This window comes from Aureimonas jatrophae, from assembly GCF_900104035.1.
In the GTDB taxonomy this organism is placed as follows: domain Bacteria; phylum Pseudomonadota; class Alphaproteobacteria; order Rhizobiales; family Rhizobiaceae; genus Aureimonas; species Aureimonas jatrophae.
Genome location: NZ_FNIT01000002.1, coordinates 685,682 through 698,068 on the forward strand (window position 1 = coordinate 685,682; position 12,387 = coordinate 698,068).

At 65.2% G+C, this 12,387-nt stretch carries 15 protein-coding genes; 14 read left to right on the top strand and 1 reads right to left on the bottom strand.

Going from position 1 to position 12,387, the window contains the following annotated elements:
• The first annotated feature begins 10 nt into the window (after nucleotides 1–10).
• From BLQ76_RS07625 to BLQ76_RS07635, 3 genes are all read left to right on the top strand, one after another.
• Complete coding sequence (locus BLQ76_RS07625; RefSeq protein ID WP_090671240.1) at nucleotides 11–526, top strand: GNAT family N-acetyltransferase; 516 nt, start codon at nucleotides 11–13, stop codon at nucleotides 524–526.
• Between the two features lie 8 nt (nucleotides 527–534).
• A complete protein-coding gene (locus BLQ76_RS07630; RefSeq protein WP_244519513.1) occupies nucleotides 535–963 on the top strand; it encodes a DMT family transporter in 429 nt (142 codons plus the stop codon).
• 199 nt (nucleotides 964–1,162) lie between these two features.
• Entirely contained in the window at nucleotides 1,163–2,143 is a 981-nt protein-coding gene (locus BLQ76_RS07635) for a DUF2332 domain-containing protein (protein ID WP_244519524.1), read from the top strand.
• A 52-nt stretch (nucleotides 2,144–2,195) separates the two neighbouring features.
• On the opposite strand, the gene BLQ76_RS07640 is transcribed toward BLQ76_RS07635, so the two are convergent.
• On the bottom strand, nucleotides 2,196–2,459 hold the full coding sequence (locus tag BLQ76_RS07640) for a hypothetical protein (RefSeq protein ID WP_244519514.1): 264 nt from the start codon (nucleotides 2,457–2,459) through the stop codon (nucleotides 2,196–2,198).
• A gap of 281 nt (nucleotides 2,460–2,740) precedes the next feature.
• Between BLQ76_RS07640 and BLQ76_RS07645 the strand changes: the two genes are divergently transcribed.
• From BLQ76_RS07645 to BLQ76_RS22770, 11 genes are all read left to right on the top strand, one after another.
• Nucleotides 2,741–3,475, top strand: coding sequence for a transporter substrate-binding domain-containing protein (locus BLQ76_RS07645; RefSeq protein ID WP_244519515.1), 735 nt, complete (start codon nucleotides 2,741–2,743; stop codon nucleotides 3,473–3,475).
• A gap of 116 nt (nucleotides 3,476–3,591) precedes the next feature.
• Nucleotides 3,592–3,819 (top strand): hypothetical protein, encoded by a 228-nt coding sequence (locus BLQ76_RS07650; protein WP_139183954.1) that lies wholly within the window; start codon nucleotides 3,592–3,594, stop codon nucleotides 3,817–3,819.
• Nucleotides 3,820–3,857: 38 nt separating this feature from the next.
• Entirely contained in the window at nucleotides 3,858–4,175 is a 318-nt protein-coding gene (locus BLQ76_RS07655) for a hypothetical protein (RefSeq protein ID WP_090671264.1), read from the top strand.
• Entirely contained in the window at nucleotides 4,172–5,830 is a 1,659-nt protein-coding gene (locus BLQ76_RS07660) for a hypothetical protein (RefSeq protein ID WP_090671267.1), read from the top strand. Before BLQ76_RS07655 ends, BLQ76_RS07660 begins: the two co-directional genes overlap by 4 nt.
• A 9-nt stretch (nucleotides 5,831–5,839) precedes the next feature.
• On the top strand, nucleotides 5,840–6,985 hold the full coding sequence (locus BLQ76_RS07665) for a hypothetical protein (RefSeq protein WP_090671270.1): 1,146 nt from the start codon (nucleotides 5,840–5,842) through the stop codon (nucleotides 6,983–6,985).
• Nucleotides 6,985–10,050, top strand: a complete 3,066-nt coding sequence (locus tag BLQ76_RS07670; protein ID WP_090671272.1) for a hypothetical protein — start codon at nucleotides 6,985–6,987, stop codon at nucleotides 10,048–10,050. Before BLQ76_RS07665 ends, BLQ76_RS07670 begins: the two co-directional genes overlap by 1 nt.
• The gene (locus tag BLQ76_RS21670; RefSeq protein ID WP_139183956.1) at nucleotides 10,047–10,310 is read left to right on the top strand and encodes a hypothetical protein; all 264 of its coding nucleotides are present in this window, start codon (nucleotides 10,047–10,049) and stop codon (nucleotides 10,308–10,310) included. Before BLQ76_RS07670 ends, BLQ76_RS21670 begins: the two co-directional genes overlap by 4 nt.
• Complete coding sequence (locus BLQ76_RS07675) at nucleotides 10,303–10,557, top strand: hypothetical protein (protein WP_090671274.1); 255 nt, start codon at nucleotides 10,303–10,305, stop codon at nucleotides 10,555–10,557. The genes BLQ76_RS21670 and BLQ76_RS07675 overlap by 8 nt, the downstream gene beginning before the upstream one ends.
• Before the next feature lie 80 nt (nucleotides 10,558–10,637).
• Nucleotides 10,638–11,000, top strand: coding sequence for a hypothetical protein (locus BLQ76_RS07680; protein WP_090671277.1), 363 nt, complete (start codon nucleotides 10,638–10,640; stop codon nucleotides 10,998–11,000).
• Nucleotides 11,001–11,110: 110 nt separating this feature from the next.
• Nucleotides 11,111–11,302 (top strand): hypothetical protein, encoded by a 192-nt coding sequence (locus BLQ76_RS22335; RefSeq protein WP_183193157.1) that lies wholly within the window; start codon nucleotides 11,111–11,113, stop codon nucleotides 11,300–11,302.
• 250 nt (nucleotides 11,303–11,552) lie between these two features.
• Nucleotides 11,553–12,146 (top strand): DUF922 domain-containing protein, encoded by a 594-nt coding sequence (locus BLQ76_RS22770; RefSeq protein ID WP_090671280.1) that lies wholly within the window; start codon nucleotides 11,553–11,555, stop codon nucleotides 12,144–12,146.
• Nucleotides 12,147–12,387 lie beyond the last annotated feature (241 nt).

Consider the following 12,387-nt stretch of genomic DNA (forward strand, 5'->3'; position numbering starts at 1 on the left):
GGAGAGCAAGATGGACATTCGCGACGCCACCCCCGCCGACATTCCCGGCATCACCCGGATCTACAACGACGCCGTGCTCAACACGACGGCGATTTGGAACGAGGCCGAGGTCGACGAGGCCAACCGGATGGCTTGGCTCGGCGACCGCAACAAGGTGGGCTATCCCGTCCTCGTCGCGATCGACGGAGACGGCGCGGTCGCCGGTTACGCCTCGTTCGGTGATTGGCGGGCCTGGGACGGGTATCGGCATACCGTCGAGCATTCGGTCTATGTGCGATCCGACCAGCGTGGGAAGGGCGTCGGTGCTGCCATGATGTCGGTGCTGATGGAACGGGCTCGCGGATGTGGGAAGCATGTCATGGTCGCCGGCATCGAGGCAGAGAACGTAGCCTCCATCCGCCTCCATGAGAGGCTCGGCTTCGAGAAGACGGGACACCTGAAGCAGGTCGGCACCAAGTTCGGGCGTTGGCTCGACCTGGCCTTCCTTCAGCTTACGCTCGGGTCCGGCGAGCCGGACGTAAGGTGATCAACCCGGTGATAGGCCTTCTCGTCATCGCGGGAGGCGCGCTCGTCGCGCAGAACCTCCTGATGGCGAACATGGTGCGATCAGCGTCGAGCATCGTAGTCGTGCTCGCGACGAACTCCGCGGTTGGCCTGTCGGCGCTCCTGACCCTCCTCCTTGTCCGCGACGGGTTCGCGGGCATCGCCGAGGCGGTCGGAGCGTTCCGGCCCTTCCATGTCCTGCCGGGCCTGCTTGGCTCGTTCTTCGTCTTCGCCAGCATCCACGGCTATCAACGCCTAGGGCCGACTGCGACCATCGCAACCCTTGTGGCAAGCCAACTTATCATAGGCTTGGCCGTCGACCTTGCCCGGGCGCCCAGCTTCAACCTTCAACAGGTCGCCGCGCCTCTGTTGGGTGCCGTTCTGCTGGTGTTGGGTGCTGGGCTGGTAGCGGCACGATAAGGCGGGAATGTCCGTATTCGAGAAGCGCCGTTCGACATGCGGATGTCGGAAAGGGGTCGATAGCGGATGGACCGCTTCTAGGCGTCCGCTTCCGTCCGCGTCAATCGGCTCGACCGGGTGGTTTCCGGCCTGTCCGCTTTTCGCGTTCCGATGCTAGAACTGTCCTTCGTCTTCAGTGATCGGCACGAGGCCTGTGACCATGATGGTTGGTGCAGATCGAAGCGAGCTGTCCTCGCGCTACCAGCGTTTCGCGGTTCGAGAGGCAAGCGGCAGGTCTCCGTTGTATGAGCACCTCGCCATGGGGGTGGCGATGGACGAGACGGTCCTCTCCCTAATCGCGGGCATGCCAACATCCAAGCAGCAACCTAACCTTCTCTTCGCTGCCTATCGGCACGTCCTGGGCGTTCCGTCGAACTATGCTGAGTTCCGCAAGGGTCTTCTGGATCGCTCCGATGCGGTTCGGTCCGTAATGCTGGAACGGTCGACCCAAACCAACGAACCGGGGCGATGCGCCGTGCTTCTGCCGATACTGGCAAGCTTACCGCAACCCCTAGCACTGCTAGAGGTCGGAGCGTCCGCCGGGCTTTGCTTGTTCCCCGACCGCTACGGATACGACTACCCCTCGCGGAGTCTCCGGCCTGCGGAACATACAAAACCCTATCCCGTCTTCCCATGTGCGGCAGGCGAAACGATCGAGGTCCCCAAAGCGCTACCGCAGATCGTTTGGCGAGCCGGGCTTGATCTCAACCCGCTGGATGCTGCCGATCCGGACGAGGCGGCATGGCTCGAAACGCTCGTCTGGCCCGAACAGATCGAGCGCCGAAACCGACTTCGTCTCGCGCTCGACATCGTAGCTGCGGAGGAGCCGAAGCTCGTCCAAGGCGACCTGCTGGGTCCCGAGTTCGAGGCCCTATGCCGACAGGCACCACAGGACGCTACGCTGGTCGTCTTCCATACAGCCGTTCTCGCCTACGTCACTGCCGACGAGGACCGCAGGACCTTCGCCGACCGTGCGTCCACCTTATCGGACATTTGGATCTGCAACGAGGCTCCTGGCGTCATGCCCCATCTCGGGTTCACAGCAGCAGACGCTCCGACGCAAGGTGCCTTCCTGTTGTCGGTGAATGGCCAACCGACGGCATGGACCGACCCGCATGGAAGTTCGATTGTGAGTGCTTAGACGTCCGCTTGCTGGAACACCGACGTACGCGGCTAGCGTTTGGGTTGCGTCCCTACAGAACGAAGCGGCCCAACTCGTTGGCTGGAAACGTGCGAAACCGTTTGAACCCGCCTTGCACTGCGTTCGCGAGCGAAGCGATATCCTCGAAGTCGCCGAGGTCGGCTTTGCGGGAGTCTTCCTCAGTCAACACGACGCCAACGGTTACGGACACCGCGCTGATCGCGACGGGAACTGCTAGGACGTGACGCCCGGTCAACCCGTTCGAAGCTATAACGTTCACGGCATAAAGGCTGAACTGGTAGTCGCGCTCCGCCACCAAGCGCCTGTCCTCCCCCAAGCTGTATCGAGGCTCCTTCCCCGGCGGCCGTCGGTAGTGAGAGCTGTACCGTGCCATAGCGCATATCCGCTTCTGAGAAGGCGTGTGAGAGCCTGCTGTGTTTCGAACAGATCGAAAGCGGATATCAAACCATGGCGTTGACCCAGGTCTTCCTCTCGTTACCCTGTAAGCCGCAGCAAAGGGCTGCCGCAATTTGAGGTACGGACATGGCAGGCATCAGAATGACGATCCTGTATGGCTTGGCAGGGTCGATCGGGTGCATGTCAGCCTACGCCTCTGCAGCCGAGCCGGTGTCTCGTCTTGACGACGTGGTTACGCGCAAGGTGCTGAACGTTTGTACGACAGGCGATTACCGCCCGTTCTCCTACCGCCCCGACGGCGCGAACGACTTTGTTGGTATCGACATCGACCTCGGCCGGTCGCTCGCCAAGTCGCTCGATGCTGAGGCCGTCTTCATCCAGACCAAGTGGTCGGACCTGATGGCGGACTTCAAGTCCAAGTGCGACGTCGCCATGAGCGGCATCTCGGTCACACTGCCGCGCCAGCGCGAAGCCTTCTTCAGCGAGGGTTACCTGGTCAACGGCAAAGCGCCTATCGTGCGCTGCGAGGACGTCTCGAAGTACCAGACCACCGAGGCGATCAACCAGCCGACGACGCGCGTCGTCGTGAACCCCGGGGGCACCAACGAAAAGTTCGCCCGCGCTAACCTCGCCAACGCGCAGATCCAGCTCTTTCCCGATAACCGGGTTATCTGGCAGGAGATTGCCGAGAAGCGTGCGGACGTCATGGTGGCCGAGTCCGTTGAGGTGAAGTTACAGGAAAAGCTGCATCCCGGTCTTTGCGCCGTAAACCCCGACCAGCCGCTCCAGTATGGCGAGATGGGCTTTCTGCTGCCGCGCGGCGACACCGCGTTCAAGGCCTATGTCGACCAGTGGCTGCACCTGACGAAGGCGACGGGGGAGTTCGACCGGATCTTCGACGCCAACATGAAGTAGGCCAAGCAGACACGGCTGCTCAACGCCCCATCCTGTCAGCATAAGGTGCTGAGGCACCTGCCGTCACACATGTATAGTCCCCACGGCGGCTAGTTCGTGCTGTGGTCTTCCCAACGATGGAGGACCACATCATGCCTTCGGCCCGACTGTTCTTGAACGGTGCCAACGTCGATCGCGAGTTCCGCGAGGAACTGTTCGACGCTGCCAACCGTGCTGGTATGGCGCCTGGCGAGTTTGCGATCATCGCGGTCGCCGAGAAGCTCGACCGCATGGGCCGCACCTTCCCCGGCGTGTTCCGCAAGGGCGATTTTCGCCCGTCTAACACCTGTCCGGGCGCTGCCTGATGCTGGGTGTCCGGCTCCCATGGGTTGATGGTTCGCAGATGTGTGGCGCAGGGACCGTCTTCGGCCCCGTCGAGTTCCCGCCCGAGATCCGCGATTACATCGATGGCATGATAGCGGCGGCGCAGTCGCCTACGGCCATGGCCGACCTCGTGGAGATCCACCGGGAGGCCGATGATAAGGCGCTCGCCTACTCGCTCGAGGGGATGGAAGCGGCCTTGTCGCAATCCCCCTATGAGGTGCGCGTGGAGCTTCTGTGGTCGGCTGCGGCCTCGTTCGGCGCGGCGGCTGCGATGGCCTTGTGCGCCCAGCGATGCGCTCAGGTCGGCACCTACACGAACACGGAGGGCCGCGCATGACCGCCCGATCCGTTATCGACGTGATGCTCGGCGAAGGCGTCAGCGGCACCCGCCAAGCGCGTTATGACGACTTCCTCGGTATCGCATCCGTTATCGCGAACCGCGCAGCCCTTACCGGCCAGACGCCGCAGGATGTCGTTGGCGTCCGTCGCGAGTTCAACGCCTATGGCAAGGCGCTTCCGAAGGGCGTCAACGCCTATCGCGACCTCGCCGAACAGGCATGGCGCGAGGTGCAGGAAAAGGGGCCAATCCATCGGGGCACGTTCTACGCGACCCCCAGCGCGACCCGGAACCTTCCGAAGGGCCTTAGCAAGGTCGCCGCCACGACCGGACACCAGTATTTCACCGATCCGAAGAACCGGGCGATTGGCACGGCGCGAGGCTATGCCCGTGTAGATCCGTCCCGCTTGCAGGCGCCGACAACGGCGACCGCCTACGCCGCAGCGCCGCAGCAGACGGGTGCCCAGCGCGCCATTCGCGGCGGCTTGCTCGGTAGCAACGTCCCGACCCCGACCGCGGCGCCCCGTGGCGGCCTCCTGGCCGACTATCAGCCCTCGCCGCGTGGTGGACGTGTCACGGGCATGGTTCCGACCCCGACGCCTGCCCCGCGCGAGTTGGTGCCGGGTGTGGCCAACGGCGTGGCCTCGGCGCGAGCTGCGCCCGATCCCTCCCGCTTCGGCGGGCATATGCCCATGCAGGCGCCCCGGTCCATGCTGGATCGCTACGCAGAGACACAGCCAGGCCTCAAGGGCTCCCGTGTGGCTCCGCAGAGCGTCACGGCCGGGCTCGCCCCGACGCCGCAGGAGGAAGCCAACCTGCGCGACCGTCTCGGCCCGATGGAGCCCGCGCGCCAGTGGGGACCGAGTGTCGCCGATCGGTATAACCGTCCCGCCCCGGCTGCCCCATCCGTCTCGGCCCGTGCTGGCCTGTTGGGCGTGACCCCTGCCGCAGCCGCCACCATGCCGACCAGCACGGCGACCGGCCCGGCGCCCGTGTCGTCCGGCTTTGCTGGCCGCGTCGGCTCGCCCCGCAGCCTCGAGCGACCTTCCCTCGAGGGCCTTCTAGGCGCGTCCAAGGTGAGCCCGACCACCAGCCCGCTATCACCCGCAGGCGGCCTGCCCGACCGCGTACCGGCGCCGACCTTTGCGCAGCGGCCCGAACCGATCACCGTCTCTCGCACGGTCGGCCCTGCGCCCCGCGTTGCCGCGGTTCCGGATCGTGTTGCCATCGCAACCCCGACCGCCCGCCCGGCCCAGCCGACGCAACCGACCAGCTACGCGCCTCAGACCGCGCCCACTGCGACCTATAACGAGCCCGCGCAGCCCGCATCGAAGTCGTGGGGCCAGCGTGCCGCAGTGGTCGCCGGTAGCCTCCTGGGCGGTGCCGTGGCGGGTCCTGTGGGTGGCCTCCTCGGCGGTGCCATCGCCAACGGGGCCATCAATCGCGGCCTCATCGGGCCTTCGCCGCAGAGCCGTGCCGGTAACGGCTACGCCAACTCGCTGCCGGATCGCCCCAACGCCCCAACTGCACGCGAACGCGCCGATCTGGATCGCTCACTCGCCAGTCGCAGTCGCGAGAACGGCCCCAGCATCAGCAAGAGCACGAGAGACGCCATCGGCAAGGCCGAGAAGAGCGGCAAAGGCGGTTTCTGGTGATTGGAGGGAATGGAAACCATGGGCATTTTTGACGGCATCCAAGACTTCCTCGGCTTCGGCGGTGGCGACCCTGCGGCGCTGGCACGCAATCCCGCCGTGTCGGGGGAACCGGCCGTTCCGCAGGCGCCGCAGACGTTCAACGACCGCCTGATGAACCCCCTGACGCAAGCGGGTCTCGCGCTTCTGGCGAACAACGGCACGCGCCGATCGGATCGCGGGGCCTTCGAAGGCGTCGGCGAGGCCCTGACGGGTGCGGCTCGCCTTCAGGAGGCCAAGGCCGAGAAGAACAAGACGAAGGCGTTCCTACGTCAGAATTACCCGCACATCGCCGACCAGGTGGATGCCGGTCTCGACGTGGGCGAGGCGTTCGGCATGGCGATGAAACAGCAACAGTTCGACCGCGAGATGGCCTTGCGCGAGCGGCTGGCGAAGGGACGCGGCGATAACCTGACGGCCGATCAGCGCAATTTTCAGCTTGCCCAAAGCAATCCTGAGTTCGCGAAGTTCATCGGCGTCGGTGCCAAGCCGCCAACGCTTCAAACCTACTATGATGACGAGACTGGGCAGGAACGCCGCGGCTATTGGGACCCGGCGACGGGATCCATGGTGCCCGTGGGTGGCTCGAAGGCGGCAAAGGACAGCCAAGGCATCACAATCGGCCCGGACGGGACGGTGCAGATCGGTGGCGCCGGCATGAAGCTGACGGAAGGCCAATCCAAGGACCTGAATTACTACCAGCGCGGCAGTGCGGCCCTTCCGACCATCGACCAGAACGAGGATGCCCTGTCGAGCGCGGGGCAGCGGTTCGCCAACGGCGTGCCGATCGGCGGCAATTATCTGACCAGCCCAGAGTTTCAGGTCGGCAACCAGGCGGGGCGCGAGTTCCTGACGGCGATCCTACGCAAGGACACGGGCGCCGCCATCACCAACCAGGAATTTGAAATCTACGCCCCGATGTTCCTGCCGCAGCCGGGCGACAGCAAGGAAGTGCTCGCCCAGAAGCGAGCCGCGCGCACTCGCGCCCTCGAGGCGCTGAAACTCGGCCTTGGCAGTGCGACGCAGCTTGGCGATGTGCCCGTGACTGCGAACCCGACCAGCGAACGGCGCAGCGGCGGCAAATCCTCTGCCGGCGTCTCTTGGAGCATGGAGGACTAATGCCCGTTCTCAACATCGAGGGACGCCGCGTCCGCGTGGATGACAGCTTTCTGCAACTGTCGCCCGAGGATCAAAACCGGACGGTGGACGAAATCGCGTCATCCATCGGGGTTACGGCCAAGCGTGAGCAAGAGCCGCAGCCGAGCGCACTCGAGGCGGGCCAGTTCGGCGGCGCCGCGATGAATGCGGCGGCCGGCGCAAACGAGGCCCTTTATACCGTGGCAGGCGCTCCGGTGGACCTGATGCGCGGCGCGATGAATATCGGCATCCGCGGATACAACGCGGCGACCGGGTCGGAGGTGGACCAGATCCCCGACACGTCGTTTGGCGGCTCGCGCCACATCGCCGAGACCTTGGGGGCGATCCGTCCGGAGCTGGACCCGCAGAACACGGTTGCGCGCGATACAGGCGACCGCTTGGCACGGGCGGCCGGTCAGGGTGCGGGCTATGCCGTTGCCCCTGTCGGCGCGCTCGGTGCGGCCTCTCGTGCCGGCATCGTGGCCCCGCAGGCGGAAGCCATGGCAACCCGCATCCTCGGTGGATCGGGCAGCGTGGGCGAGGTGGCGGGGAATGCCATCGTCGGCGCTGGCAGCGGCGCGGGCGCTCAGGCAGCCATGGAAGCGACGCCGGATGCCTACGACCCCGTGTCGGGCCTCGCTGGCGGTATCGCAGCCGGTGGCACGCTCGCAGCCGCGGGCGGCATCCCCGGGCTTCTGCGCACGACGGGGCGGGCGGTCGGCGACTACCTCGCCCCGACCACGCAGGCGGGCCGCGAACGGCTGGCAGCCCAGCGGCTCCAGCGCAGCGCATCCGACCTTGAGGGCGCGCGCGACCAGCTCGCCGACATGCCTGACGAGCTCGTTCCCGGCTCCCAGCCGACCACAGGTCAGGTGACGGGCGACATGGGCTTGCTGGCGCTTGAGCGAGGCGCGGCGGTGAAGCGGCCTGAAGCCTTCGCCCAGCGGCGCGCAGACCAGAACGAAGCGCGCCTTGGCGCTCTGGACGGTCTCCAGCAAGGCGGCGCTCCGGAGAAGGTGGCCGAGGCCCTACGCTCGCGCCTGCGGTCGATCGACGACACGGCCGAGCAAGCGATTGCAGACGCCCGCAGGGGGGCGCAGGACCGCGCGGTAAGCATCGGGCAGGGAACGGGGCCGGAGGCATCCGGCGAGCGTGTGCGGGCTTCCCTCGAGGCGGCGCGAGCCCGTGCCAAGGCCGAGGAACGTGCGCTGTGGTCGGCGGTCGATCCGGACGGCTCACTCGTCATCGGGACGGACGGCATTCGCAGCCAGGCCGCACGCGAGCGCGGCAACCTCACCCTGTCGGCCAAGCCGCCGAGCGGTGAGGAGGCGGCCATCTATGACGTGATCGAGCAATACGGCGAGGTCATGCCGTTCCGCGAGGTCACGGACCTTCAGAGCCGCATCAAGAGCGAGATGCGGGCCGAGCGTCTGGCGAACGGCGAGACGCCCGCCTATGCTCGCCTCTCGCGGGCCAACAACGCGATCCAGCAGCAGCTCGAGCGGGTGACGCTCAACAAGGCGCTGCAGGAACAGGGCGCCGTTGCCCGCGGCGAGATGCGGGTAGAAAACACGTTGGCAGCTGCGCTGCGTCGTGAACAGGAACGATGGATTGCAGAGCGAGCAGAGCTCCAAGCGGCCGGGGGAGACGGTCCACGAGGTTTTGCAGGAAATGGCGGAGGTCGATCGCCTGCCGTTTCTGGCTCACCTCGAGCAGAAGGCCAAACGCGAGGCCAACCTCGAGATGTTGCGCGCGATCCGCGATTATCGCGAGATGATCTTGTCCCCAACTTCGACGACGCCGCCCTCGGTCGCCTAACGGTAGCGCGCGACGCCACCCGCAACCGTGCCGAGACCTTCGACAATCGCACGCTCGGCCCGATCCGCCAGCGTTCGACCGCAACCGGCCCCTATGCGACCGCGAACAGCACGGTTCCCGGCCGGATTTTCTACCCACGTGCCGACAGCGCCGAGGCGATTGCGCAGTTCCGTCGTGCGGTCGGGGACGGCGAAGCCCTGCCGATCCTTCAGGACTATGCCGTAGACCGCCTGCGGGCCGTCGCCATGCGCGAGGATGGCACGCTGGACCCCGGCAAGGTCGATCGGTGGCGCCGTGCCCATGCGGACGCGCTGCGCTCGTTCCCCGAGTTGGACCGCACCCTCGCCGACGCAGGCCGTATCTCAGACGCGATGGGCAACGTGGTGAAACGCCAGAAAGCCGTACAAGCTGAGATGAGCAAAGGCGCGCTCGGTCGGCTTCTCCAGGTCGAAGATCCTGGCGACGTGACGCGCACGGTGGGCAGCATCTTCGGTGCGCAGGACGCCACAGGCCGGATGCGTCAGCTTCGAGCGGCGATCGGCTCGGATGAGGAAGCGCAGAAGGGACTTCGGCAAGCGGTTGCCGACCACATCCGCCTCCAACTCGTCGGGAACACGGAAGCCGGAACGTCGGGGCTGGGAACGATCAAGGCCGACCAGTTCCAGACGTTCATGCGCAAGAACGCCGCGGCGCTGCAGGCGGCAGGCTTCAGCGGCGACGAGATTGCCACCATGCAGGCCATCGCCACGGATCTTCAGCAGGCCAACCGCTCGCTATCGTCCGTGAAGATGCCCGGCGGATCCGATACGACCCAGAACCTCTATTCGGCCGGCAAGGGCGACGGGCAGCCGAGCATCCTCGCGCGGCTTCTATCGAACGCCCCGACCGCGGCCGGCGGTGTCGGTGGTTTTGTGGCGGGTGGCCCGCTCGCAGCCTTTGCCGGTGCCGTAGGCGCGAAGACGGTGGCGGATCTTCGCTCCGCCGGCATTGCGACCGTGGACGACCTTGTAGCGGATGCGCTCCTCAACCCGGGGCGAGCCAGGATCCTTCTATCGAAGCCGACCACGCGAAAGAGCGAAGAGGACACGTTGCGCCTTCTCGGCCAAGTCTATCGCCGTTCGGTTGCCACATCGGGCGCTGTGGCTACAGGGGGCAACGTGGCGATGGTGGAGGGGAGCCAAGACGACCGGCGCAAGCCGCTCGAGGTGACGGTGGAGCGTTCGCGATGAACAGCCTTTCCAACCGTGTGGTCCGTGCCGAGAAGCAATCGGGTATCAAAGATCGTCCACCTGCCTATGGGGAGGCATGGTGGACCTGCTACGCCCGTGACGGGCATCAGGCGGAGGACATCGCCGAAGCCGCGCGCCTCTCTGGCGTGACGGTTGGGCCGCTTGATGTCGTGCTCGTGGGGTTCATGGACCCCAAAGCGCCTACCTATTGGCCCATCCCGCCTATGGAAAGTTGGAGCGTGGGAGGAACTCATGTCTAGCATAACCGCCCGTATTGCCCGCGCCGAGGCCATCATCGGCAGGGTGCCAGCCCGCCTCATTGTGGTACGTGCCTATGCCGAGGCGACGACATCGGATGATGCAGTCGACGAGCTGCTGGAAGCGAACGGCCTCCCGCCGCGCCAGTCGGATGACATGCTCCTGATGCTGCGCCGGATCACGGCGCCGCCCGGACAGGAAACGGCCCCGTGCCCCCTGACGCTCGTTTCCGTATCGGGCCGCAACTGATGGCGGCGGGTGGTGCCAGGGAAGGCGCGGGGCGGCCGGCGGGTAGCCGTGGGAAGCGCACGGCCGAGCTGCTGGAGGCGATGGGCGACGGCCTGTCGCCGATCCAGTTCATGGTCGAAAAGCTACGAGACGAGACTGCCACGCCCGAGGTGCGCCAGTGGGCGGCCGAGAAAGCTGCACCGTATCTCCATGCAAAGCCCGCACCCGAGCCTCGCATCGTAATCCTCGACCTTCCCCCAGCCGACACGGCAGAAGGCGTGAAGGCGGCGCTGGCCCGCATCATCGAGGCAACCGCATCCGGTGAGATAGCCCCGGCCGAGGCGCAAAGCCTTGTCGCGATCATCGAAGCGCAGCGGAAGGCGATCGAAACGGCCGACCTAGGGCCGCGTCTGGCAGCGATCGAGGAAGAGCTAAACCGTAACAAGGGCCGCGGGGCGTCGTGATGCGAGGTGGTCGGCGACCAGGCGCAGGCAGGCCCGCAGGTACTCAGAACAAACGTACGGCCGAGCAGGTGGCCGCGGTTGCTGCGGGCGGGATCACGCCACTAGACTACATGCTGTCCGTCATGCGCGAAGAAGCAAACGACACGGCGACGCGCGTGGACGCTGCACATAAGGCGGCGCCGTTCGTCCATGCAAGGCTGTCGAGCGTAGAGGCCGCCTTAACGGTAGATCCGGCCGACCCGATCGCCGATCTAATGGAACAGGTCGCCAGCCACGGTCGACGCATCGGCCACGATACATGAAGCCACACGATCTCGGCAGACTGCGACGGTTTTGGGTGGTTTGCTGCCGGTCCGCTTTCAGTCAGGTCGCCGCTGCCGGATGGGTGAGATGAGCATCTCAGGCGCGCCCCCCATGCCTGTGGCTAAGGGACAATGACCCTGACCCTACGACATCAGAACGACATCATGTAAATATTTTGGGCGATCCTCTTGGATTAACTCTGGCGTCTAGTAGTTCATACTCTGCATACTACGAAGGGATGGTTTCGAAATGTGGATTCGTCGCATCCTCGCAGGCATCTTTCTGATCGGCCTACCGACGTCGAGTGACGCCGTCGAGTTAGTCGAGAGTACGAAGTACTTCACGATCCGAGGGCACACGCTCCCTGGCATAGAGCGAGATATTGCTCGCCTAGGTCCGCTGAACCCTATCGGTAGGAAACGTACAGCGGGAGCGATGAGGGTGTCGTTCACCAAGAACATGCGATACGTGCCGGGTCCACGTTCGTGTAGTATCGGTTCATCGAGCGTAGGGTTGAGGCTCGATGCCACTCAGCCAAAATGGCGACCAAGCGGCCGTCCGGACGCTCGGACAAAGATCGTCTACGAGGCGCTCCAAAAGGATGTTCTTACATTTCAGAAGGATCAACGCCGCATCGCGCTGTCCACGGCCCGCGACATTGAGACCGCTGTGTCGCGAGTGAGGCCGCAGCGGACCTGCGCTGATCTAGAGCGCCAGGTTGTTCGAACCGCTGCACCGTTCATCAAACGGCATGAGACCGCGCAACTGAGACTGATCGACAAGTACGGCAAAGGGTTCGAAGCTAAGGTGCGCCGGGCATTGAGATCGGCACCTGCAAGCTGACGGTCGGATTTGGGTGGAAACCAGTCAGGCCGCTTTCAGTAGGATTGAGATGGAAGCATACCTCCGGGAGGGAGCAACTGGTACCCTTGCCCATCGTTTCGGTAACGCGTTATTCCATCGTAGCTGACCAGATCGGCCCATTGGTTTTGGCGGCTGTAGTCCACACGTACGTCCCCTCCTGGGACGCGAACCAGCGAGCGGGAGGAACCAGCGGTCACTGGGACATGAACGTATGAGACCG